General features: G+C 34.7%; 22 protein-coding genes. 16 read left to right on the forward strand and 6 right to left on the reverse strand.

What is annotated here, in order from left to right; all coding sequences use genetic code 11:
* Positions 1-199 precede the first annotated feature (199 nt).
* Positions 200-778 (forward strand): D-sedoheptulose 7-phosphate isomerase, encoded by a 579-nt coding sequence (lpcA, locus tag A9G43_RS04990; RefSeq protein ID WP_065607150.1) that lies wholly within the window; start codon positions 200-202, stop codon positions 776-778.
* A gap of 1 nt (position 779) precedes the next feature.
* On the forward strand, positions 780-1,565 hold the full coding sequence (locus A9G43_RS04995; RefSeq protein ID WP_065607152.1) for a class II glutamine amidotransferase: 786 nt from the start codon (positions 780-782) through the stop codon (positions 1,563-1,565).
* Between the two features lie 215 nt (positions 1,566-1,780).
* Here the strand turns inward: A9G43_RS04995 and A9G43_RS05000 are convergent, their stop codons facing one another.
* From A9G43_RS05000 to pncB, 5 genes are all read right to left on the reverse strand, one after another.
* Positions 1,781-2,239 carry a methylglyoxal synthase gene (locus tag A9G43_RS05000; RefSeq protein WP_065607154.1) on the reverse strand — a complete coding sequence of 153 codons (459 nt, stop codon included), beginning with the start codon at positions 2,237-2,239 and terminating at the stop codon, positions 1,781-1,783.
* Positions 2,240-2,373: 134 nt separating this feature from the next.
* Entirely contained in the window at positions 2,374-3,516 is a 1,143-nt protein-coding gene (locus A9G43_RS05005; RefSeq protein WP_065607159.1) for a porin, read from the reverse strand.
* A 304-nt stretch (positions 3,517-3,820) separates the two neighbouring features.
* Complete coding sequence (locus A9G43_RS05010; protein ID WP_065607161.1) at positions 3,821-5,002, reverse strand: porin; 1,182 nt, start codon at positions 5,000-5,002, stop codon at positions 3,821-3,823.
* Positions 5,003-5,278: 276 nt separating this feature from the next.
* Positions 5,279-6,682, reverse strand: a complete 1,404-nt coding sequence (gene asnS / locus A9G43_RS05015; RefSeq protein WP_065607163.1) for an asparagine--tRNA ligase — start codon at positions 6,680-6,682, stop codon at positions 5,279-5,281.
* A 161-nt stretch (positions 6,683-6,843) separates the two neighbouring features.
* Entirely contained in the window at positions 6,844-8,037 is a 1,194-nt protein-coding gene (pncB, locus tag A9G43_RS05020) for a nicotinate phosphoribosyltransferase (RefSeq protein ID WP_065607165.1), read from the reverse strand.
* A gap of 158 nt (positions 8,038-8,195) precedes the next feature.
* Here pncB and pepN point away from each other — a divergent pair, with 158 nt between their 5' ends.
* Complete coding sequence (gene pepN / locus A9G43_RS05025) at positions 8,196-10,829, forward strand: aminopeptidase N (RefSeq protein ID WP_065607167.1); 2,634 nt, start codon at positions 8,196-8,198, stop codon at positions 10,827-10,829.
* A 129-nt stretch (positions 10,830-10,958) separates the two neighbouring features.
* Positions 10,959-11,288 (forward strand): rhodanese-like domain-containing protein, encoded by a 330-nt coding sequence (locus tag A9G43_RS05030; protein WP_065560916.1) that lies wholly within the window; start codon positions 10,959-10,961, stop codon positions 11,286-11,288.
* Between the two features lie 49 nt (positions 11,289-11,337).
* On the opposite strand, the gene A9G43_RS05035 is transcribed toward A9G43_RS05030, so the two are convergent.
* Positions 11,338-12,186 carry a MetQ/NlpA family ABC transporter substrate-binding protein gene (locus A9G43_RS05035; protein ID WP_141671398.1) on the reverse strand — a complete coding sequence of 283 codons (849 nt, stop codon included), beginning with the start codon at positions 12,184-12,186 and terminating at the stop codon, positions 11,338-11,340.
* A 269-nt stretch (positions 12,187-12,455) separates the two neighbouring features.
* Between A9G43_RS05035 and A9G43_RS05040 the strand changes: the two genes are divergently transcribed.
* The 12 genes from A9G43_RS05040 (at position 12,456) to A9G43_RS05095 (ending at position 22,891) form a co-directional block, all read left to right on the forward strand.
* Positions 12,456-13,514 carry a methionine ABC transporter ATP-binding protein gene (locus A9G43_RS05040; protein ID WP_065560915.1) on the forward strand — a complete coding sequence of 353 codons (1,059 nt, stop codon included), beginning with the start codon at positions 12,456-12,458 and terminating at the stop codon, positions 13,512-13,514.
* A gap of 85 nt (positions 13,515-13,599) precedes the next feature.
* A complete protein-coding gene (locus A9G43_RS05045; protein WP_411630747.1) occupies positions 13,600-14,199 on the forward strand; it encodes a methionine ABC transporter permease in 600 nt (199 codons plus the stop codon).
* Positions 14,200-14,486: 287 nt separating this feature from the next.
* Positions 14,487-15,302 carry a phospholipid ABC transporter ATP-binding protein MlaF gene (gene mlaF / locus A9G43_RS05050; RefSeq protein WP_218055882.1) on the forward strand — a complete coding sequence of 272 codons (816 nt, stop codon included), beginning with the start codon at positions 14,487-14,489 and terminating at the stop codon, positions 15,300-15,302.
* On the forward strand, positions 15,302-16,081 hold the full coding sequence (mlaE, locus tag A9G43_RS05055; protein ID WP_141671397.1) for a lipid asymmetry maintenance ABC transporter permease subunit MlaE: 780 nt from the start codon (positions 15,302-15,304) through the stop codon (positions 16,079-16,081). Before mlaF ends, mlaE begins: the two co-directional genes overlap by 1 nt.
* 11 nt (positions 16,082-16,092) lie before the next feature.
* On the forward strand, positions 16,093-16,680 hold the full coding sequence (gene mlaD / locus A9G43_RS05060) for an outer membrane lipid asymmetry maintenance protein MlaD (protein WP_065607168.1): 588 nt from the start codon (positions 16,093-16,095) through the stop codon (positions 16,678-16,680).
* Positions 16,681-16,694: 14 nt separating this feature from the next.
* Positions 16,695-17,339, forward strand: a complete 645-nt coding sequence (gene mlaC, locus A9G43_RS05065; protein ID WP_065607171.1) for a phospholipid-binding protein MlaC — start codon at positions 16,695-16,697, stop codon at positions 17,337-17,339.
* A 5-nt stretch (positions 17,340-17,344) separates the two neighbouring features.
* Positions 17,345-17,617 (forward strand): STAS domain-containing protein, encoded by a 273-nt coding sequence (locus A9G43_RS05070; protein WP_065607173.1) that lies wholly within the window; start codon positions 17,345-17,347, stop codon positions 17,615-17,617.
* A 93-nt stretch (positions 17,618-17,710) separates the two neighbouring features.
* Positions 17,711-17,968 carry a BolA family protein gene (locus tag A9G43_RS05075; RefSeq protein WP_065560910.1) on the forward strand — a complete coding sequence of 86 codons (258 nt, stop codon included), beginning with the start codon at positions 17,711-17,713 and terminating at the stop codon, positions 17,966-17,968.
* A 96-nt stretch (positions 17,969-18,064) separates the two neighbouring features.
* Entirely contained in the window at positions 18,065-20,092 is a 2,028-nt protein-coding gene (gene prlC / locus A9G43_RS05080; protein WP_065607175.1) for an oligopeptidase A, read from the forward strand.
* A complete protein-coding gene (locus tag A9G43_RS05085; protein ID WP_065607177.1) occupies positions 20,079-20,810 on the forward strand; it encodes a class I SAM-dependent methyltransferase in 732 nt (243 codons plus the stop codon). The genes prlC and A9G43_RS05085 overlap by 14 nt, the downstream gene beginning before the upstream one ends.
* Positions 20,811-20,831: 21 nt before the next feature.
* A complete protein-coding gene (gene rsuA / locus A9G43_RS05090; RefSeq protein WP_065607179.1) occupies positions 20,832-21,521 on the forward strand; it encodes a 16S rRNA pseudouridine(516) synthase RsuA in 690 nt (229 codons plus the stop codon).
* Between the two features lie 128 nt (positions 21,522-21,649).
* Positions 21,650-22,891 (forward strand): Bcr/CflA family multidrug efflux MFS transporter, encoded by a 1,242-nt coding sequence (locus A9G43_RS05095; RefSeq protein ID WP_065607181.1) that lies wholly within the window; start codon positions 21,650-21,652, stop codon positions 22,889-22,891.
* The last annotated feature ends 33 nt before the right edge of the window (positions 22,892-22,924 follow it).

Below are 22,924 nucleotides of genomic sequence, written 5' to 3' on the forward strand. Positions count from 1 at the left end.
TTAAATTTTGTTGTTATTTCAACCATTATGATTAGAAATAATTTTAATTTATTTTTATTTCAATCCTTATTTTTACACTTAACAGCATACTTTCTAAAATCTTTTGTCAAAATAAGGAATTTTATTTTATCGCTTGCAAGCTATTTTGAACAAATTACAATAGTCTATAAATTTATTTATTATTGATGGAGAAATCCCAGTGTATATTGACAATATTCGTGATGAATTAAACCAAGCTATTAACGTATTAACTAATTTTGTTTCAGATGATAAAAATCTCCAACAAATTCAAAAAGCTGCTATTTTAATTGCTGATTCTTTTAAACATGGTGGTAAAGTTTTATCATGTGGTAATGGTGGCTCTCATTGTGATGCTATGCATTTTGCTGAAGAATTAACTGGTCGCTATCGTGATAATCGCCCTGCTTATCCAGCGATTGCTATATCAGATATAAGTCACATTTCGTGTGTTGGTAATGATTTTGGATTTGATTCTATCTTTTCACGTTATGTTGAAGGTGTAGGTCAGAAAGGTGATGTACTTTTAGGTATCTCAACTTCAGGGAATTCAGCTAACGTGCTTAAGGCAATTGAAGCAGCAAAACAAAAAGGGATGAAAATTATTACGTTAACTGGTAAAGATGGTGGTAAGATGAATGGACTTGCTGATGTTGATATTCGTGTTCCGCATTTTGGTTATGCCGATCGTGTGCAAGAAATCCACATCAAAGTTATTCATATTCTTATTCTGTTAATTGAAAAAGAGATGGCAAAATAATATGTGTGAATTATTGGGTATGAGTGCTAATGTACCAACCGATATCTGCTTTAGTTTTACTAGCTTAATTAAACGAGGTGGGGACAAAGGTCCTCACAAAGATGGTTGGGGAATTACTTTCTACGAAGGAAAAGGTTGCCGAACATTTAAAGATCCAGAGCCTTGTAGCTATTCGCCTATTGCTAAAATGGTGAAAGAATATCCCATCAAATCTAAAGCTGTGATTGCTCATATTCGACAAGCAAATCGAGGCGGTGTCGCACTAGAAAATACCCACCCATTCACCCGCGAACTCTGGGGTAAAAATTGGACTTTTGCCCACAATGGACAATTAACCAATTACCAAAATTTAGATACAGGGCTTTTTCAACCTGTTGGAGAAACCGATAGCGAATTTGCCTTTTGCTATTTAATTAATCAATTACAGCAAAAATATTCACAAAAACCTGTCGATGATCTTGAGCTATTTAATTTTATTAAGCAATGTGCCGATCAATTAAGCCAACTAGGCATATTCAATATGCTACTTTCTGATGGGCAATATGTGTTTGCCTATTGCACAACGAATTTGCATTGGATAACCCGTAAAGCACCATTTGGCAAAGCAAAATTACTGGACGAAGATGTAGAAATTGATTTTCAAAAACATACAACACCCAATGATATTGTTACTATCATTTCAACCTTACCATTAACCTCAAATGAGATTTGGAACAAACTTAATGCTGCTGGCGAAGCGATTTTATTTAAAGATGGTGAAATTAGCCAATCTTCCGCATTTTCATAGGCTGCATTGGAAGCTCATTTTTAAATTGATGATGCAGATAACTTAAAGTTAACCGTAACAATTATAGTTTTTTAGCTATAGCAATCAGCAATACCAAGCCAATAATACCAAAACCTTGTGAACAAATGACCAAAATCGTAATGCGAAACAATAAACTAATGATAAAGTAGAAGTATTTGCCGACCTGTTTTACGAATTTGACATGGTATTGATATTTATTTAACTCTTTGAGTTAAATAGCTTTGATAATCAGGAATTTCAATATCAACTTCTTGCGTAAAAATAGAGGACTGAATTAATGCATTGGCTGTGGCTTGATTAGTGGCAACTGGAATATTCCAAACAGTAGATAATCGTAACAACGCTTTCACATCTGGATCGTGAGGTACAGCATTAAGTGGATCCCAAAAAAAGATTAAAATATCAATTTTACCTTCTGCAATTAATGCACCTATCTGCTGATCTCCCCCCATCGGACCACTTAGCATTGGCGTGATATTTAGTCCTGTTTCTTGCTTTATTAATGTTCCAGTAGTGCCCGTGCCACATAAATTATGACGAGAAAGCTCTTCACGATTTTTTTTACACCAATTTAATAAAGAATCTTTCAGGTGATCGTGAGCAACTAAAGCAATATTTTTTTTAGCCAGTAATTTACGTGTGGTATATAGCATCATCGTATCCTAATTTATTATTATATTCTTTTTAATTTTTAACAAAGTATTAATCAAAGCGCAAGGGTTATTTAATTGATAATAGATAATAAAAAAGGCACCGAAGTGCCTTTTAAAAATAAAGATACAATCAATTAGAATTGGTAAATTAAACCAAGTGCTACTGTGTCTTTTGTTGTGCCCTTGATTTGTGATTTAGTAAATGAACCATCTTCATATAAAGCACGGCGTGCACCGATATCATCTTTATCTAATAAGTTAATTTTATAATCAATAATAGCTTGTAGATTTTTGTTAAAGTCATAAGTTAAACCAACATCAACATATTTAGCTAAATCATTACCTTTAAGCCCTGCATCACTTGAATAATTAGATGCGTCTTTAACTTTATGTTGGATATAAGCAACAGATGGAGTTAAGCGACCCACTTCAAAGTCAATACCATATTGAGCAACTAATTCATAGCCTTTGGTTTTTAAATCATCAGCGCTACGAGTTGTTGATGCATTATGCCAGCCATATTTTTGTTTACCTTGAATATATAACGCAGCTAAATAAAGGTTGTCGTTATCATATTTGATACCGGCTGACCATGCTTTAGCATCTTTATGACCACCAGTTTGTGCATAACCAGCACCAACAGATAAACCAGTATCAAGCACATCCCAATCAACAACTGAACCCCATGCTTCAGCACTATTGTGTTTATCATTACGAGTATAATTACCGAAATGACGTGTTGAGCTGTTATCTCCGTTATCCGCATATTGAACAGCAAAACGTAAACCATTTACTAAACCGAAGAAATCTGAATTACGGTAGGTAGCAACGGCTTTAGTACGAGCTGTTAATGCATAAAGATCATTATCAGAAGCATCACCACCAAATTCTGGTAAAACGTCAGTGTAAGATGTTAATGTTTTTAATACACCATCATTGCGACCATAGTCGAATGAACCAAAATCACCAAAGTTTAAACCAGCAAATGCATAACGAGTTTCATTATCAGCATTTTTACCTGTCTTTGCTTCATACTCCCAACGACCATAGCCAGTTACGCTGTCTGTCACTTGTGTTTGACCGGACATACCTAACCGTGCAGTAGTTTTGTCACCTTCACCAGTTTGGTTATTGCGATCAGTAATATAGTTTAATGCGTAAACACGACCATAAAAGTCAACTTTATTACCATCTTTATTCCACACTTCAATAGAAGCGTTTGCTGTACCTGCAATTAAAAGTGCAGGAATAGCGATTGCTAATAGATTACGTTTCATTTTGTTACCCTCATAGGTATATTTTTTTGTTAAAGATGCAAATTATTTTGCTCTTGGTCTAATAAATAACTGCCTGTAAATAGCAATTACATTACTACTTTAATAGCCATTTTGATAGATAGCAAATAGATTTTGTTGCATATGCTATCTGTTGAACAATATTAATTATAATATTTCTGCGAATATATAAGTATATTAATACTTATTATAATTTTTTTTAGACATAAAATGTTTTTTAGGTAGGAATGAATTTAAGAGGCGAAAAAAAAGGCAACTAAGTGCCTTTTTATAAGATATTAAGAGATTAGAATTGGTAAATTAAACCAACACCTAACACATCTTTAGTACCTGGTGTGTATGGATGACGACCATTGCTTTCACGAACAGTATTTTCTGCTGCACCAATGTCGTATTTCTTAAGTAAATTAAATTTATATTCTACGATAGCGCTAAAGTTTTTATTTAAGTCATATGTTGCACCAAGTGAAACATATTTAACTAAATTACGGTCTGCTTTATGAGATTCATCGTCTAAATCAATATTAGTAAACTTATGTTGTACATAAGCTAAAGAAGGTGTTAAACGACCTACTTCTAAATCAATACCGTATTGAGCAACTAATTCAACACCTTTGATTTTTGGATCTTTATACTTGTCACCGTCTATGCGATCATTCCAAGTATTGAGTTTAGATTGGAAGTAGTTGGCAGCTAGATACAAGTTGTAATTGTCATATTTGATACCAGTAGTCCATGTTTTTACTCTTTTAACTTCATCAGGTTCGTATGCAGATTTACCAGCTGTTTGAGCGTAACCTGCCCCCCAAGTCAAGCCAGTATCGAAAATACGCCACTGAACATTTGCACCATAGGCTTCACGGCTTTCACCACTAAATTCAACGAAATCACCGTCTTCATCCTTTTTTATGCTAGCAAGTTTACTATCATAAGTTGCAGCGTTATCGCCATTATCAGCATATTGTAATGCAAAGCTGATATCATCAGTTAAACCGAAGAAGTTATTATTACGGTAAGTTGCAACAGCTTTAGTACGAGCTGAAAGTACGTTCCAATCGTTGTTTGCTGCATCACCACCAAATTGTGGTAATACGTCAGTATAAGCAGTAATTGCTTTTAACACACCGTCGTTACGACCATAGTCAAATGAACCTAAATCACCAAAATTTAAGCCAGCAAATGCATAACGTACTTCATTATCAGAATTTTTACCCGCTTTAGCTTCGTATTCCCAACGACCATAGCCAGTTACGCTATCTGTGATTTGAGTTTGGCCTGACATACCTAAACGAGCTGAAGTATCATCACCTTCGCCCTTTTGACCACGGTCAGTGATGTTATTAGCTGCTTTTACTCGACCGTAAAAGTCAACTTTATTACCATCTTTGTTCCAAACTTCGATAGATGCATTTGCACCAGCGGCTACTAAAAGCGCAGGGATAGCGACTGCTAATAGATTACGTTTCATTTTTTACCCTCATGGTTATTTTCTAAAAAGACACTTTCCATAAGTTTAGTGTCAATCTTCGTACAATAATTATTCATCCAAAAAAATAATATTTTTATCTATTATTTTAACTACTTTTCATAGTATTGTAAATTATGTATAAATTTTTTCTAAAATCAAGCAAACTTTTCACTAAATATGGCACCTAATCCAAAATTCAACCACATTTGATCACTTTTTGTACTATATCGGATTGATATTTGTTGATTCCTGAGCTAACCTAATTTTTCAATCAATCTAAAAGTTTGCATTACGCGGCGTTCTTGGGAATGGGATAACATCGCGCACATTTTGAACACCTGTTACATAAACAATTAAACGTTCAAAACCAAGACCAAAACCAGAATGTGGCACAGTACCGTATCGACGTAAATCACGATACCACCAATAATCTTCTTTTTTAAGTCCCAATTCATCCATGCGTTTATCCAACATATCTAAACGCTCCTCACGCTGAGATCCACCAATGATTTCACCAATTCCTGGCGCTAAAACATCCATTGCCGCTACCGTTTTACCGTCATCATTCATACGCATATAAAACGCTTTAATATCTTTCGGATAGTTTTTTACTACCACTGGTGCTTTAAAATGTTGTTCAGCTAAATAACGCTCATGTTCTGAAGCTAAATCAATTCCCCAGCTGACTGGGTTTTCAAATTTAGCATCACAATTTTGTAATATAGTGATAGCATCAGTGTAATCCACTTGAGCAAAATCAGCATTAATAAAGTTTTCAAGACGATTGATTGCTTCTTTATCAACATGCTGAGCAAAAAATTGCATATCATCAGCACGTTTTTCTAGCACTTCTTTAAACACATATTTCAACATATCCTCAGCAAGCTTAGCGTTATCATCTAGATCAGCAAACGCTACTTCAGGCTCCATCATCCAAAACTCAGCTAAATGGCGAGTAGTATTTGAGTTCTCTGCTCTAAATGTTGGACCAAAAGTATAAACTTTAGAAAGTGCACAAGCATAAGTTTCAGCGTTTAATTGTCCAGAAACGGTTAAAAAAGCTTCTTTACCAAAGAAATCTTTATCAAAATCAACTTTACCATTATCAGATTTAGGCAGATTTAGCATATCAAGTGTTGAAACGCGGAACATTTCGCCCGCCCCTTCAGTATCTGATGCGGTAATAACAGGAGTTGATAGCCAATAAAAGCCACGATCATTAAAAAACTGATGAATTGCTTGCGCAAGCGTATGGCGTACACGCGTTATCGCACCAACAATATTGGTTCGTGCACGCAAGTGAGCCACTTCACGAAGATATTCAATTGAATGGCGCTTTGCTGCCATTGGGTAAGTCTCGGGATCGTCAACAAAGCCATACACTTCAACTTGCGTTGCTTGTAATTCATATTTTTGACCTTGACCTGGTGACTCCACTACTTTACCAGTGACTTTAACGGAACAACCAGCTGTTAGACGCAAGATTTCTTGTTCATAATTAGATAAATTATTTTCAATAACAGCTTGAATAGGGTCAAAGCAGGAACCATCGTAAACAGCTAAAAATGAAATACCTGCTTTAGAATCACGGCGAGTTCTTACCCAACCTTGAACTGAAATAGTGCTACCGACAGCAATTTTGCCTTGTAACACATCAACAATAGGTGCAACTGAAGTCATTTAATTATCCATCTCTACATTAATTTGTTTAAGTAATATTTAAAGTAATACAGATATATTCTAAAGACTATCCCATAACTAAATGGAATTCTTGAATAACTTGTTTCTTATTACTAATTTTTAGTTTCTAATATTAATAATAAGTTAAACATGAATTATTATCATTGTTTAACACTAAAAGTTCGTTTTAATTCATCAATAAAATCTAAATCCCGAGATATCGTTTTACCTGGACTATCTGATAGTTTAGCCACAGATTGATTATTACATTCCGTTAATTTAAGCACAATGTTCAATGCTTTGGTATTGGCATCTTTAGATGGAATATCACAAGCTAAAAAACCGCCGACGCCAAAAGATAATTTTACGCGATGATTAAAATGTTGATAGATTTTAATCGCCTTGTCAAAATTTAAGCTATCAGAAAAAACCAAAAGTTTAGTTTGTGGATCTATGCCCAATTGCTGATAATGAGCAATTGCTTTTTCACCCCATTGAATTGAATCACCTGAATCATGACGAAGCCCTTGATAATGAGAAGCAAAATGCAAATCAAAATCACGTAAAAATGCATCCATTGTAATACAATCTGTTAATGCTATTCCTAAGTCATGAGGATATTCATCTAACCAAACTTGAAGAGCATTTCTTTGGCAATCTTGAAGATTAGCACTTAAACGTTGATGAGCTTGAAACCACTCGTGTGCTTGGGTTCCAACAGGAGTAAGCCCTAAACGATAAGCCAGTAAATAATTGCTAGTACTATGAAAGTTATGAAAGTGTGTTTTCAAATAACTGACAACTGCCTCTTGCACCGCAAACGAATAACGCCTACGCGTACCAAAATCCATTAAATTAAAGCCCGACATATCCATATTAGCTGTTTTTTCATTAAACAATGCCAATTTATCTTTTAGCCGAGCTAGTGCCTCAGAAACTCCAATATTAGGTGAACGATCTTTATGAACAATTTCACTGATAACGGCAAGTAATGGCACTTCCCATAGAATAACATCTAGCCATTTACCTTCAATTGTAATAGAAAGCACTCCATCTTCATTTTTTATAGTGAGCAAATCACTATTGAAACGCCATTTTTTAAGCCAATTTAAATAGTCAGATTTAAAAAAGGAAATATTTGATAAATAGTTAAATTCATCATCAGACAGCGCTAATGATTCCATTAATTTCACTTGATTTATTATTTCATCAACATATTGTCCCAATAAATCATCACTACGACAACGAAACTGCGCAACGACAGTTACCTCAGGGTAGTAATGAAATACAGCTTGCTGCATATGCAACTTATAAGCATCAGTATCTAATATTGATGTAATTATTGCTGGTAACATGTAAATTTAGTGCTATTGCTTTAAATAAAAATTTCAAAGATTATAGCAGAATAATAATGAAGATATAGATTAATTATGTAATAAGATTGTTTTTAATCGACTATAATATCGATCAGTATAAAATATAAATTGATTTCAAACCAAAAGGTCATAACAACATGAATATAAAAACACCTGAATCGCAGCCTATTGCCAAAAATCGTCTTGATTATAAATCACCCGATTTTACCATTACCGACATTGATCTTGATTTTGATTTAGCTCCCGAAATAACAACCGTCACAGCTCGTAGCCGTGTTGTTAAGAAAAATAATGAAGCGGACAATTTAATTTTAGATGGTGAAGATCTTAAATTGATTTCTGTTAATATTGACGAACAACCATGGCATGATTATCAGCTCACAAAAGCTGGTTTAATCATTCAACGTGTTCCAGCAGAATTTACATTAACGATTGTTAACGAAATCAAACCAATTGACAATACAGCACTTGAAGGATTATATGTATCAGGCGAAGCGCTCTGTACTCAATGTGAAGCAGAAGGATTCCGCCATATTACCTATTATCTTGACAGACCTGACGTTCTTGCTCGCTTTTCAACACGTATTACCGCGAATAAACAACATTATCCTTATCTACTTTCGAACGGTAATCGCATAGCGCAAGGCGAGCTTGCAGATGGACGTCATTGGGTACAATGGCAAGATCCTTTTCCGAAACCGGCTTACTTATTTGCATTAGTTGCTGGTGATTTTGATATTTTAAAAGATCAGTTTATCACGCAATCAAAGCGGAAAGTTGATTTAGAAATTTACGTTGATAAAGGTAATTTAGATCGTTCGCAGTGGGCTATGACAAGCTTAAAAAATGCCATGCGTTGGGACGAAACACGCTTTGGGCTTGAATACGACTTAGATATCTTTATGATTGTAGCGGTTGATTTTTTCAATATGGGAGCAATGGAAAACAAAGGATTAAATATCTTTAATTCAAAATATGTGCTTGCCAAACCACAAACAGCAACAGATGATGACTATCTAGGTATTGAAGGTGTAATTGGTCATGAATATTTTCACAACTGGACTGGTAATCGGGTAACCTGTCGCGACTGGTTCCAACTTAGTTTAAAAGAAGGATTAACTGTATTTCGAGATCAGGAATTTAGCGCTGATATGGGATCTCGTGCAGTAAAACGCATTGAGGATGTCAAACTTTTGCGCACCGTTCAATTTGCCGAAGATGCTAGTCCAATGTCTCACCCTATTCGGCCTGAACAAGTAATAGAAATGAATAACTTTTACACAGTCACCGTGTACGAAAAAGGCGCTGAAGTTATTCGAATGATGCATACTTTATTAGGAGAAGATAAATTCCAAGCAGGGATGAAACTTTATTTTAAACGCCATGATGGTAGTGCCGCAACTTGTGATGATTTTGTTGCAGCCATGCAAGATGCCTCAGGTATCGATTTAACTCAATTTAAATTATGGTATAGCCAATCAGGAACACCTGAATTAACCGTTACCGATAATTATGACGAGAAAAATCAACAATATACTTTAACAGTAGAACAATATACGCCAGCTACTCAAGATCAAGCACAAAAACAGGCTTTGCATATCCCACTTGATATCGAGTTATATCAACATAATGGTGAAATAATTCCACTGCAATACCAAAGCAAATCTGTTCACCATGTTTTAAATTTAACACAAAACAAACAACAATTTATCTTTGATAACGTAACTCAAAAACCGATTATTTCAGTATTACGTGATTTTTCAGCACCTGTTAAGTTAACTTATGATTATCAAGATAATGATCTTATTTTCTTAATGCAACACGCTACTAACGCATTTAGCCGTTACGATGCAGCTCAAATGTTATTAGCAAAATATGTTCGCTCGAATGTGAAAAATTATCAAGAAAATCAAAATCTAATGTTGCCTGATTCAGTATTAGATGCATTTAGAGCCGTATTGTTATCAGAAAAAACTGACCCTTTCCTTATTGCACAAATATTAACCTTGCCATCTGAAAACGAGTTGGCGAATTTATTTACTGTGGTTGATCCAATCGCAATTCATCAAGTGCGTCTATTTTTGTTAACTCATTTTGCAAACGAATTTTATGATGAACTATTAGCCGTTTATCACCACAATAAAACATCACAATATCAAATTAAACATAATGACATTGCTAAGCGGTCACTTAAAAACTGTTGTTTAACTTTATTAGCTCATGCCGATGATAATTCGCATGCCAATACATTGGTTAACCAACAATATTATCAAGCAAATAATATGACTGATTGTTTAGCCGCCTTGAGTGTTGCTGTAAAAGCTGAACTTGATTGTCGAACTGAGTTATTGGCTAACTTTGATGACAAATGGCATCAAGATGGACTTGTTATGGACAAATGGTTAGCACTAAACGCAACAAGCCCAGAAAAGAATGTTCTTGCTACCGTGAAAAAATTATTAACTCACCGCTCATTTACACTCAGTAACCCAAATCGGATTCGTGCATTAATTGGAGCATTTGTAAATAATAACCCTGTGGCATTTCACGCTGAAGATGGCAGTGGTTATCAATTTTTAGTTGAAATTCTCACTGAGTTAAACCAAAAAAATCCGCAAGTTGCAGCAAGGCTTATCGATCCTCTAATTCGATTAAAACGTTATGACAAAAATCGTCAACAGCAGATGCAAAAAGCACTTGAGGCATTGCTAAAAATTGAAAATTTATCTAAAGATTTATTTGAAAAAATTAACAAGGCACTAGAAGCCTAAATAGGAAATAGCATTCTGCAATATCGTTGTAGGATGCTATTAATAAATTTAAAATTGAAGTTGAAATTTTATACTAAAACGTAGAGTTTCCTGAAACTTTTTTACAAGCACTTTAATAAGTTTTAAATAATGACAATAAAAGAAATCACTCCCACAGAACTTGCACAAAAATTAAATCAGCAAGATAATCTATTTCTACTCGATGTACGAGAACCCAATGAAATAGCCATTTGCAGTATTGGCAACGCAACTCATATTCCAATGAATATGATCCCTTTATATCTAGATAAAATCCCAGATGAAATCGATATTGTTATTTATTGTCATCACGGCAGACGTAGCCTAACTGTTGCTCATTATTTAGCAGAAAACGGATTTGATCCTAACTTTCTCTATAATCTTACAGGAGGGATTGATGCTTGGGCGCTAACAATTGATAAACAGATGGCACGATACTAAAATGCCCGTTATCAAACGGGCTTTTCTTCATTACTTTACCTTGCTATGCTTATTCTTGAGGCATCACCCAATAACCATTTTGGTTATGCGTTTTCATATAATCTTTAAATTGTTGAGATTGATAAATACGCTTCACATCTTGAGCCCATCGACTATTTTCGTTTCCTTCATTCACTACAACCATAATTTCCAAATCAGGAATGATGGTTTCAGAAAGTAATGCTTTGTTCGAGTCAATATTAGCAGAATAAACAATGCTACCTGGAATTACCGCAAAATCTAATTCATTAAGCACTCTAGGAATATTGGCCGAATCCATTTCAATAATTTCAATACCTGCAATATTTTGAGCAATATCATTTTTACTAACAATAATAGGATTTGTATTATTTTTTAATTTTATCCAACCAGCTTTTTCTAGTAGATTATATGAACGAGCTGCATTAGAAGCATCTTGTGGAATAGCAACTTTTGCTCCTGAAAAAACTTGCGTTAATGAGGTGAACTTATTTGAAAATATTGCCGCAGGTACCGATGGTACATGCACAACCGATTTTAAATTTGCTTTACGCTGGGCATTAAACACATTCATATAAGCTGTGTGCTGTGCAACGGTTAAATCAATACTACCTTCACTTAAAGCTACATCTGATTCAAGTAAATGCGGAAAATTCACTAATTTAACCTTATAACCCTCTGATTCAAGTATGGGTTTAACAGCATCATTAAAAAGATCGTTATATGGACCTGGTGATACGCCCATGCTAATTTCTTTTTTTGTCTGATTATCGACTGGTTTAGACGAATTATCACAACCAATAGTCAAAAACACTGAACTAGCAACTAAAACGACTGATATGTATTTAAATATTTTTTGTTTGATAAACGCATTTTTCATTTCAGCTATCCTCTATAAGCTATAAGCATTAAATACACTCTAACACAGAAAAAAGCATTCATTTATTCCAAGTAATTCTATCTTATAACTATATGGAATAAGATATAAAAAACGATTATTAGAGCAACAATTTAACCTGTGATACCGTTAGATATATCAATTATTGTCAATCGTTGAATATGCCATATAAACACCTGCAATAAATGATTCAGCCAAATTGCCTAAGCAAGCACTTATTCAACTAGAACAAAATAAATAGGTGATGAACAATGATTAAATTTGAACATGTCTCAAAACAATATGAAAGAAATGGCGTCACAACACAAGCTTTAAACGATATTAATTTAACCATCAGTAAAGGTGATATTTACGGCATTATTGGTTACAGCGGCGCAGGTAAAAGTACCTTAGTGCGCTTAATTAACTTTCTTGAAAAACCAACACAAGGCAATGTCATTATTCAAAATAAACTATTAAATCAATTATCTAGTAACGAATTACGTCAAACCCGTCAAAAAATTGGTATGATTTTTCAGCATTTTAATTTGCTTGAATCAAAAACCGTATTTGAAAATATTGCTATTCCTTTAATTTTAATCAAAAAAGATAAACATTCGATTAAACAAAAAGTCTATGAACTTTTGGAATTTGTTGGATTAAGTGATAAAGCCAACAGCTATCCCAAAGAGCTTTCTGGTGGGCAAAAACAGCGCATTGGTATCGCCCGAGCTTTAGCCAACGATCCTGATATTTTACTATGTGATGAAGCAACTTCAGCACTTGATCCACAAACCACTCAAGCTATTTTAGATTTAATCAAAAAAATCAATGAAAAATATAAAATAACAGTCGTGTTAATCACTCACGAAATGCATGTAATTGAACAAATTTGCCATAAAGTTGCAGTAATGGAAAAAGGCAAGATTATAGAACAAGGTAACGTACTTGACGTATTTGGACAACCAAAACACCAAACTACTCAAAATTTTGTTAGCTCAGTGATCAACAATCAAATTCCAAATGGTGTTGTCGAAAATTTGTTAGAAATAGAAGGTAAAAAAGAAAATATTAAATTATTTAAGCTCGAATTCTTAGGACGATCTGCGTCAGAACCCGTGATAAATTCACTTATACTGCAACAAAAAGTTATCGTCAATATTTTGTTTGCCCATATGTCAGAAATCGAAAAAACGGTTTTAGGTAGTATGTTTGTTCAACTAAAAGGTAACGATAGTAATATCAAAGAATCAGTACATTACTTACGTGAGCGCGGTGTACAAGTCACTGAAATTAAACATTGGGAGATGAGTAAAAATGGAAATATTTAATACTATAATTGACTATTTGGCCTCTTGCTTTGCAACATCAGTAACCACTGAACAATTTGTTCAAGCATTCTATGACACCCTAATTATGGTAGTTTTCTCCTTAATTTTAGGTTCATTAATCGGAATTCCACTTGGTATTTGCTTAGTTACAACAAGACCTTATGGACTATTAGAAAATAGTCGAGTGTTTCGTATTATCAATCCGATTATTAATATAGTTCGCTCATTGCCTTTTATTATTTTATTAGTTGCTATCCAACCTTTAACAAAGGTCATTGTAAATAGCTCTATTGGCACTATAGCAGCGATTGTTCCGTTAACATTTTATGTTGCTCCTTACATTGCTAGATTAGTTGAAAATTCATTACTTGACGTGAATAGTGGTATTATTGAAGCGGCTCAATCAATGGGAGCGACGCCAATACAAATTATTTGGTATTTTATGTTACCAGAGGCATTTAGCTCTTTAATTTTAACGCTTACAACTGCTACTATAGGTTTAATTGGTGCTACAGCGATGGCTGGTGCTATTGGTGCTGGCGGTATTGGCGATTTAGCTGTGTCATACGGTTATCAACGTTTTGATAATACTGTTACTTATATCTGCGTGGTGATATTAGTTATTGCTATACAATTTATTCAAAGCACTGGTAATTATTTAGCTCGTAAAGCACGGCATGAATAAAACACATAATCACTTTTAGTTATGCATGATCAGTAAAAAATGGGGGGAGCTAAAATATAACTTTCCCCATTTATTATTTAGAAAAATAGCCTTAATTATCTTTTATCTCTCTAATAAGATATTTTACGTAAAACCTCTGTTTGCCTATAAAAATCAGCCATCGAGTATAAAAACTATTTATTGAGCAGTTATACACAAATAGGCAAAACGTTTAATTGATTTCTTTATTTACAAATATCAAGTAAAATAAGCAAAATTTTACCATTCTAGAAATCTAGGAAATCAATGTGACAAACGCATTACAACAAAATTTGGTTGAAATTCACGATATGTCTTTTTATCGTGGAACAAGGCCTATTTATAAAAATATGAGTTTGAATGTCCCGAAAGGAAAAGTGACAGCAATCATGGGACCTTCAGGAATTGGTAAAACCACACTACTAAGGCTCATTGGTGGTCAATTAAAACCCCAGTCAGGAAAAATTTTATTCGATGGTGAAGACATTCCAAGCATGTCTCGCTCCCGACTTTATGAAGTACGCAAACGCATTAGCATGTTATTTCAATCGGGAGCTTTATTTACCGATCTAACTGTGTTTGATAATGTTGCTTACCCACTACGTGAGCACTTCAAATTACCTGAACCTATATTGCATAATTTAGTCTTAATGAAATTACAAGCTGTTGGTTTACGTGGTGCAGCTCAAATGATGCCATCGGAACTATCTGGTGGTATGGCAAGGCGAGCAGCATTAGCTAGAGCCATTGCGCTTGATCCCGATTTAATTATGTTTGATGAACCTTTTGCTGGGCAAGATCCTATATCCATGGGTGTTATTGTTAAACTGATATCTGAAATAAACCAATCATTAGGATTAACCTGTATCGTTGTTAGCCATGACGTGACCGAAGTGCTCAGTATTGCAGATTATGCTTACATTGTAGCCGAACAACATATTATTGCAGGTGGTACACCACAACAATTACGTGATAATGATGATTTACGAGTAAAACAATTCCTTGACGGGTTGGCTGATGGTCCAGTACCTTTTCATTATCCTGCTGAAGATTACAAATTAGACCTAAGCAGAGGTACAAAATAATGTTAAATTTACTGGCAAAATTAGGACAATGGTTTATTGATATCATTGCGATGATTGGTCGTTCTGGTGTGATGCTCTTTAGGGCATTAATTGGTAAGCCACAATTTAATAAACAATTCCCATTACTCATTAAGCAATTTTATTTTGTTGGTGTACAATCACTCACTATTATTATTGTTTCTGGTCTTTTTATTGGCATGGTTTTGGCCTTACAAGGTTATTTTATTCTGACCACTTTTGGTGCTGAAGCCAGCCTTGGAATGATGGTAGCCCTTGCTCTACTTCGTGAGTTAGGTCCTGTTGTTGCTGGTTTGCTGTTTGCAGGTCGTGCTGGCTCTGCATTAACGGCTGAAATCGGCTTAATGAAAGCAACTGAGCAACTATCAAGTATGGAAATGATGGCAATTGATCCATTACGACGTATTATTGCACCTCGTTTTTGGGCTGGTTTTTTCAGTATGCCATTTTTAACTGCAATTTTTGTTACCGTTGGTATTTTAGGTGGTGTTATTGTAGGTGTTGATTGGAAAGGTATTGATGCGGGCTTTTTTTGGTCATCTATTCAAAGTAATGTTGATTGGTGGCATGATCTAGGTAACTGTTTTGTAAAAAGCTTTGCATTTGCCATTGCTAGCACTTGGATTGCACTTTTCAATGGTTATGATTGTGTACCAACATCAGAAGGAATTAGTCGAGCAACAACAAGCACTGTTGTTTATTCATCATTAGTAATTTTGGGGTTAGATTTTATTTTAACCGCATTAATGTTTAGTCATTGAGGTCATTAAACATGAGTCGTAAAGTTGAAATCACAGTAGGATTATTTATGGTACTGGTCATTTGCTCAGTACTTTTTTTATGTTTCCGCGTAACGGATCCAACATCATTTGCTAGTCATAATTCATATCGAGTTTATGCTGTATTTGATAATATTGGCGGATTAAAAGCACGCTCTCCAATCAAAATCGGTGGCGTTGTGATTGGTCGAGTCAGTAATATAACTCTAAAATCATCAGATCTTGATGTATATAAACCCTATGTAACAATAGATATTGATGCACAATACAATCAAATTCCAGTTTCAAGTTCGCTTTCAATTAAAACATCAGGTTTATTAGGTGAACAATTTATTGATATTAACTTTGGACTTGATAAAAGTACTGAATTAGAACTTGATTCATTGGATAGCGAAGGTACAAGCAACAACTTGCCAACAAATAATCATGAACCAGCTTATTTTCATGATGGTTTTGTAATATACAACACTAAACCAGCAATGGTTATTGAAGACTTAATTGGTCAATTCCTTTATAGTACTGGAGGTTCGACCGATGATAAAAATAAGAAACAAGATACACAAGATATAAATGAAAATTAAGGAGTTTTGTTACTATGTTAACCAGATTTAAACACACTATTTTTTTTGCATTAGCTTTAATATTTAGTGCTAATGCGTTTGCTGAAAATGATCCTTATAAAGAGATGGAAATGGCTGCTAATAAGATTTTTAGCACCATGAATGCACAATCTGCGACATTAAAATCAAACCCTAACAAACTAAAAGAGATCGTAAGAACAGATTTATTACCTTATGTACAAGTAAAGTATGCTGGCGCATTAATTTTAGGTAATTATTATAAAAGTGCTACAGATGCGCAACGTAAAGCTTATTTCGCTGCTTTTGAAAACTATTTGGTACAAACTTTTGCTCAAGCATTATCTATGTATAATGGCCAAACTTATCAGGTTGAATCGCCAAAAGATTTAACTGGCAAAACGCTTATCTCTATTCGTGTTTTATTAAACCAACCTAATAAAAACCAACAACCATTGCGAATTGATTTCCAATGGCGTAAAAACTCTGTCACTGGCGAATGGAAAGCTTATGACTTAGTTGCAGAAGGCGTCAGCATGATCACCACCAAGCAAAATGAGTGGTCTACAATTTTACGTCAAGATGGTATTGACGCATTAACTAAACAATTAATTGATCTTTCAAATCGCAATATTGACCCAAACGCTAAACCAAAAGGCTAGCCATAATGTCGCGAATAAAAACAGAAAAACAACAAGAAATATTATCTTTACAGGGTGAACTTGATGTTCACTCTTTAAACGATTTGTGGTCAACACAAAATACTATTTTAAATGGTGTAAAATGCATTGATGTTGCGCAACTTACTCGGGTTGATTCTTCAGGGCTCGCAACTTTAATTTATTTTTGCAATAAATATCATGTAAAGCTCAAAGGTATTAATCCTCAGCTACAAACATTAATTACATTGTATGATCTACAACCTGTAATTAATATTTAAAAAATGTTAATTTTTATACTGAAACACATAGTTACCAGAAACTTTTTAACAAAAAATCTCCCCCATAATTTACATTAATGATGAGTATGAATAATGGATAAACAAGAAATTATAAACAAATTAAAAAATTCGCTTGAACTTGATGATGTACATGTCCTAACCGATGATGGAAGCCATTTCCAAGTTATTGCTGTAGGAGAATTATTTGCCGATTTAAATCGAGTGAAAAAACAACAAGCAATCTATGCCCCTTTGGCTGAATTTATTAATGATAATCGTATTCATGCGCTTTCTATAAAGACTTATACCCCCACTGAATGGCAACGTGAACGCAAACTTATGGGGTTATAACCATTTCTTAGCATGATAATCCCTTGAATTAATTGTTTTCGCCACCATATTATGTTGTATCAATAGACAACACCATTTGTATAAAGGTATCGCTACATGACTAATCCATTATTAACAGATGCACCATTACCCCTTTTTTCACAAATTAAACCCGAACATGTTTTGCCTGCTATACAAGAAACTTTAAAAAACTGCAGAAATACCATTGAAGCAGTATTAAAGCAAAATAGCCAATATACTTGGGATAACTTAATTCAACCAATTGATGAAGCAGACGAAAAATTTGGACGAGCTTGGTCTCCAGTTAGTCATCTTAACTCAGTTAAAAATAGCCCTGAATTACGTGAAGCTTATGAAGCTTGTCTGCCATTACTATCTGAGTACAGTACATGGGTTGGGCAACATAGACCTTTATATCAAGCTTATAAGCAACTCAAAGAAAGCGAACAATATGCTACTTTAACCAAAGCACAGAAAAAAGTGGTTGATAATGCACTACGTGATTTTGAATTATCTGGAATTGGCTTACCCGATGACAAACAGAAACGTTACGGTGAAATTGTCGCAAAATTATCAGAATTATCCTCAAAATATAGTAACAATGTGCTCGATGCCACCATGGGATGGTCAAAATTAATTACCGATATCAAAGAACTATCTGGCATGCCTGAAAGTGCGCTTTCTGCCGCAAAAGAACAGGCTAAATTAAAAGATAAAGAGGGTTGGTTACTAACCTTAGATATACCAAGTTATCTTCCCGTCATGACCTACTGTGATAATCGTGATTTACGATTTGAACTTTACCAAGCCTATAATACTCGTGCGTCAGATCAAGGACCAAACGCAGGTAAGTGGGATAACACTGAAATTATCAAACAAATCTTAACGCTTCGCAATGAGCTTGCACTATTACTAGGCTTCGATAATTACGCTAATAAATCACTAGCAACAAAAATGGCAAGTTCAACAACTCAAGTGATTGAATTTTTGACCAATTTAGCAACTAAAGCTAAACCTCAAGGTGAAAAAGAGTTAGCAGATCTTAAACGTTATGCTTATGAGTTTTTTGGCGCAAGTGACATCAAACCATGGGATATAGCTTATTATAGTGAAAAGCAAAAACAGCATTTGTACGCTATCAACGATGAAGAATTGCGCCCTTATTTCCCTCAACAACGAGTTATTAATGGTTTATTTGAAGTAGTGCATCGCATTTTTGGTATTACAGCCAAAGAGCGACAAGGCGTTGAAGTTTGGGATCCTGAAGTTAAATTTTATGATCTCTTTGCCGCAAATGGTGAGTTAAAAGGTAGTTTCTATCTTGATTTATATGCACGTGAACATAAGCGTGGCGGCGCTTGGATGGATGATTGTATTGGTCGTATGCGTTTTGCTGATGGTCATGTACAAAAACCCGTTGCCTATTTAACTTGTAACTTCAATCGCCCTGTTGGTGATAAACCAGCACTATTTACACACGACGAAGTCACAACCCTTTTCCATGAATTTGGTCATGGTTTACACCACATGTTAACCGAAATTGATACTTCATCAGTTTCTGGTATTAATGGGGTGCCATGGGATGCTGTTGAATTACCAAGTCAATTTTTAGAAAACTGGTGCTGGCAGCCTGAAGCGCTTGCATTCATATCTGGGCATTATCAAACTGGTGAACAGCTACCAACTGATATGTTAGAAAAGATGCTAGATGCTAAAAACTATCAAGCAGCACTATTTATTTTACGCCAATTGGAATTTGGTCTTTTTGACTTTAAATTACATACACAAAAAGATCCTGATATTTTAAATACATTGGCTGAAATAAGAAAGCAAGTTGCCGTTGTTCCTGCCGTTGAATGGGGAAGATTTCCACACGCATTTAGCCATATCTTTGCTGGTGGTTATGCTGCAGGTTATTATAGCTATTTATGGGCAGAAGTATTATCCGCTGATGCATTTTCACGTTTTGAAGAAGAAGGTATTTTCAACGCTAAAACAGGCAATGCATTTCTTGATAATATCTTGTCACAGGGTGGTAGCGATGAGCCTATGACATTATTTAAAAACTTCCGAGGGCGTGAACCTCAACTTGAAGCATTACTTCGTCATTATGGTATCCACTAATTCTAACTTTGCTCAGCTAAAATTATTAGCTGAGCAGTGGTTATCCACACATGCTGATCTTCCATTCGCTCTTGTTACCCAAAACAATCAACTTGAGTTACAAAAAACTGACGAACCAAAACTAGGGGCAATATGCGTAAACTTTGTTTCTGGAACAATGGCTCATCGTCGCCAATTTGGTGGTGGACGTGGCGAAGCGATTGCTAAAGCAGTAGGTATCAAAGGCGAGTATTTACCTACAGTTCTTGATACCACAGCAGGTCTTGGTCGAGATGCATTTGTTTTAGCATCAATCGGTTGCCATGTCACTATGTTTGAAAGACATCCTGTTGTTGCTGCATTGCTAGAAGATGGCTTGCAGCGTGCCTACCAAGATCCCAAAATCGGTAGTTGGATTGAGCAACATTTACGTTTAATTTATCATTCAAGCATTGAGGGATTGAGTACTTACCCTGAAAAACCTGATGTTATTTATCTCGATCCAATGTTCCCACATCGACAAAAAAGTGCGCTTGTCAAAAAAGAGATGCGCATTTTTCAACAATTAGTGGGCAGTGATAATGATGCAGATAGCCTATTAGAACCAGCAAGAAAATTAGCAAAAAAACGGATTGTAGTGAAAAGACCCGATTATGCACCGTTTTTAGCTAATCAAAAACCAACGGCCGAAATTAAAACTAAAAATCATCGTTTTGATATATATACACCTCTAGAGTAATACAAGGATATTGTTTAAATTATGCGATTAGATAAATTTCTCGCTCATCACTTAGGCGCTAGCCGCACTATTGTAACCAAAGAACTCAAAGCTAAAAAAGTGACTGTCGATGGTGAAATTATAAAATCAGGTGCTTATCAATTATCGCCAGAGCAGATTGTTCAATATGATGGTTACCAAATTGAGCAAGTTACAGCTCAACGCTATTTCATGCTCAACAAACCGCAAGGCTATGTCTGCTCAACTGACGATCCTGACCACCCTACTATACTTTATTTTATTGATGAACCGATGCCTGAAAAATTGCATGCAGCAGGTAGACTTGATCTTGATACTACAGGACTTGTTCTACTTACTGATGATGGTAAGTGGTCACACCGTATTACATCACCCAAACATCATTGCGAAAAAGTCTATGCCGTCACGGTTGAACAGCCATTATGTATTGAACTGATTGATATATTTAAAAATGGTATCCAATTAAAAAATGAGAAATCACTTACCAAACCAGCGAAATTAAATATTATTGATGACTTTCACGCTGAATTAACTATTAGTGAAGGACGATATCATCAAGTTAAACGCATGTTTGCAGCAGTCAATAACCATGTTGTTGAATTGCATCGCAAACAAATAGGTAAGGTAATTCTTGATATACCTGAAGGTGAATATCGACCACTTTCACAAGATGAAATCGACTCGTTTAATTGACACATATAATTTACATTAATCTTAATAGCAACTTTCCATTTAGATAAATGAATATTTTTTAAATAATTTTATCTCATTTATATGACATCTTTTTAGGTGTATTTTAAAAAATTTGAAGGAAGTATGACGTGCCAACTCAAGATTGTTTAAGTGATATTAAAATTTCCAAACAAGCGCTTATTTTTATCCTTGGATTACTTTCTATGTTGATGCCTTTATCCATAGATATGTATTTACCTAGTATGCCAACGATTGCACGCGACTTTAATGTAACCGATGGCACGGTACAGCTAACAATTAGTTGCTATTTATTAGGATTTTCAGTTGGACAACTTTTATTTGGACCACTCACAGATAGTTATGGGCGTCGTAATGTTCTCATTTTGGGTCTAATTATTTTTATAGTTGCGGCGTTAAGCTGTGGTATTGCCAACAATATTAATCAATTAATTACAGCTCGCTTTTTCCATGGCATTGCGGCAGCGGCTACAGCAATAGTCATTAATGCGTTAATGAAAGATATTTATCGTGATCGTGACGAATTTTCTAAAATGATGTCGTTTGTCATGCTGATATCCAACGTAGCACCATTACTCGCACCAATTATTGGTGGATTTATTTTATATTGGTTTAATTGGCAAGCCAATTTCTACACTATTAGCCTAATTGCTTTGACTTGCTTTGGTCTAGTGATCGCATTTATTCCTGAAACACTTACAAAAACAAAATGCGATAAATTCAGTTTAATTCGTATTTTAAGTAATTTTATTACACTGTTCAGGCATCGCCAAGTATTAACTTATATGATGTTAGGTGCATTTTCTGGAGCTGGATTATTTTCATTTTTAAGCTTAGGACCTTTTGTATATATGAATCTACACGGTGTTGCATCAACTAATTTTGGCTACTACTTTGCATTCAATATAATAGTTATGGTGTTTATGAATACATTAAATAGCCGTTTTGTTAAACATGTTGGCTCGATTAAAATGATGCAGTTCGGTCTTTTGGTCCAATTTGTTATGGCAATAGGCCTTACCATCGTAACATTATTTAATCTCGGATTTGCCTATCTTGTTATTTGCATTGCAGGATATATTGGTTGTATGTCAACCATTGGTGGAAATAGTATGGCAATCGTTTTAGACTTTTATCCCTATATTGCAGGTACAGCCTCATCTCTTGCCGGTACAATTCGTTTTGCAATCGCTGGAGCAATAGGTATAATATTATCATTATTAGTATCAACACCAACTGCTCAATCCATAACGGTCAATAATACAACCGAGTGGCTGATGGTTGGCTCTATGGTGTTATGTAATTTTATTTCTGTGAGCTTATTTTTGAGTGTCAAAAATAATAAAAGTTAGTAATTATGGTCTATCAAATAGGTAATTTCCCCT

The organism is Gilliamella sp. Occ3-1 (assembly GCF_001690655.1).
Taxonomy (GTDB): domain Bacteria; phylum Pseudomonadota; class Gammaproteobacteria; order Enterobacterales; family Orbaceae; genus Gilliamella; species Gilliamella apicola_P.

What these genes read in the sequence shown, in the direction of transcription:
- A9G43_RS04995 (WP_065607152.1), top strand. Translation starts at nt 780, where the DNA reads ATGTGTGAATTATTGGGTATGAGTGCTAATGTACCAACCGATATCTGC.
- A9G43_RS05000 (WP_065607154.1), bottom strand. Translation starts at nt 2,239, where the DNA reads ATGCTATATACCACACGTAAATTACTGGCTAAAAAAAATATTGCTTTA.
- A9G43_RS05005 (WP_065607159.1), bottom strand. Translation starts at nt 3,516, where the DNA reads ATGAAACGTAATCTATTAGCAATCGCTATTCCTGCACTTTTAATTGCA.
- A9G43_RS05010 (WP_065607161.1), bottom strand. Translation starts at nt 5,002, where the DNA reads ATGAAACGTAATCTATTAGCAGTCGCTATCCCTGCGCTTTTAGTAGCC.
- asnS (WP_065607163.1), bottom strand. Translation starts at nt 6,682, where the DNA reads ATGACTTCAGTTGCACCTATTGTTGATGTGTTACAAGGCAAAATTGCT.
- pncB (WP_065607165.1), bottom strand. Translation starts at nt 8,037, where the DNA reads ATGTTACCAGCAATAATTACATCAATATTAGATACTGATGCTTATAAG.
- pepN (WP_065607167.1), top strand. Translation starts at nt 8,196, where the DNA reads ATGAATATAAAAACACCTGAATCGCAGCCTATTGCCAAAAATCGTCTT.
- A9G43_RS05030 (WP_065560916.1), top strand. Translation starts at nt 10,959, where the DNA reads ATGACAATAAAAGAAATCACTCCCACAGAACTTGCACAAAAATTAAAT.
- A9G43_RS05035 (WP_141671398.1), bottom strand. Translation starts at nt 12,186, where the DNA reads ATGAAAAATGCGTTTATCAAACAAAAAATATTTAAATACATATCAGTC.
- A9G43_RS05040 (WP_065560915.1), top strand. Translation starts at nt 12,456, where the DNA reads ATGATTAAATTTGAACATGTCTCAAAACAATATGAAAGAAATGGCGTC.
- A9G43_RS05045 (WP_411630747.1), top strand. Translation starts at nt 13,600, where the DNA reads ATGGTAGTTTTCTCCTTAATTTTAGGTTCATTAATCGGAATTCCACTT.
- mlaE (WP_141671397.1), top strand. Translation starts at nt 15,302, where the DNA reads ATGTTAAATTTACTGGCAAAATTAGGACAATGGTTTATTGATATCATT.
- mlaD (WP_065607168.1), top strand. Translation starts at nt 16,093, where the DNA reads ATGAGTCGTAAAGTTGAAATCACAGTAGGATTATTTATGGTACTGGTC.
- mlaC (WP_065607171.1), top strand. Translation starts at nt 16,695, where the DNA reads ATGTTAACCAGATTTAAACACACTATTTTTTTTGCATTAGCTTTAATA.
- A9G43_RS05070 (WP_065607173.1), top strand. Translation starts at nt 17,345, where the DNA reads ATGTCGCGAATAAAAACAGAAAAACAACAAGAAATATTATCTTTACAG.
- A9G43_RS05075 (WP_065560910.1), top strand. Translation starts at nt 17,711, where the DNA reads ATGGATAAACAAGAAATTATAAACAAATTAAAAAATTCGCTTGAACTT.
- prlC (WP_065607175.1), top strand. Translation starts at nt 18,065, where the DNA reads ATGACTAATCCATTATTAACAGATGCACCATTACCCCTTTTTTCACAA.
- A9G43_RS05085 (WP_065607177.1), top strand. Translation starts at nt 20,079, where the DNA reads ATGGTATCCACTAATTCTAACTTTGCTCAGCTAAAATTATTAGCTGAG.
- rsuA (WP_065607179.1), top strand. Translation starts at nt 20,832, where the DNA reads ATGCGATTAGATAAATTTCTCGCTCATCACTTAGGCGCTAGCCGCACT.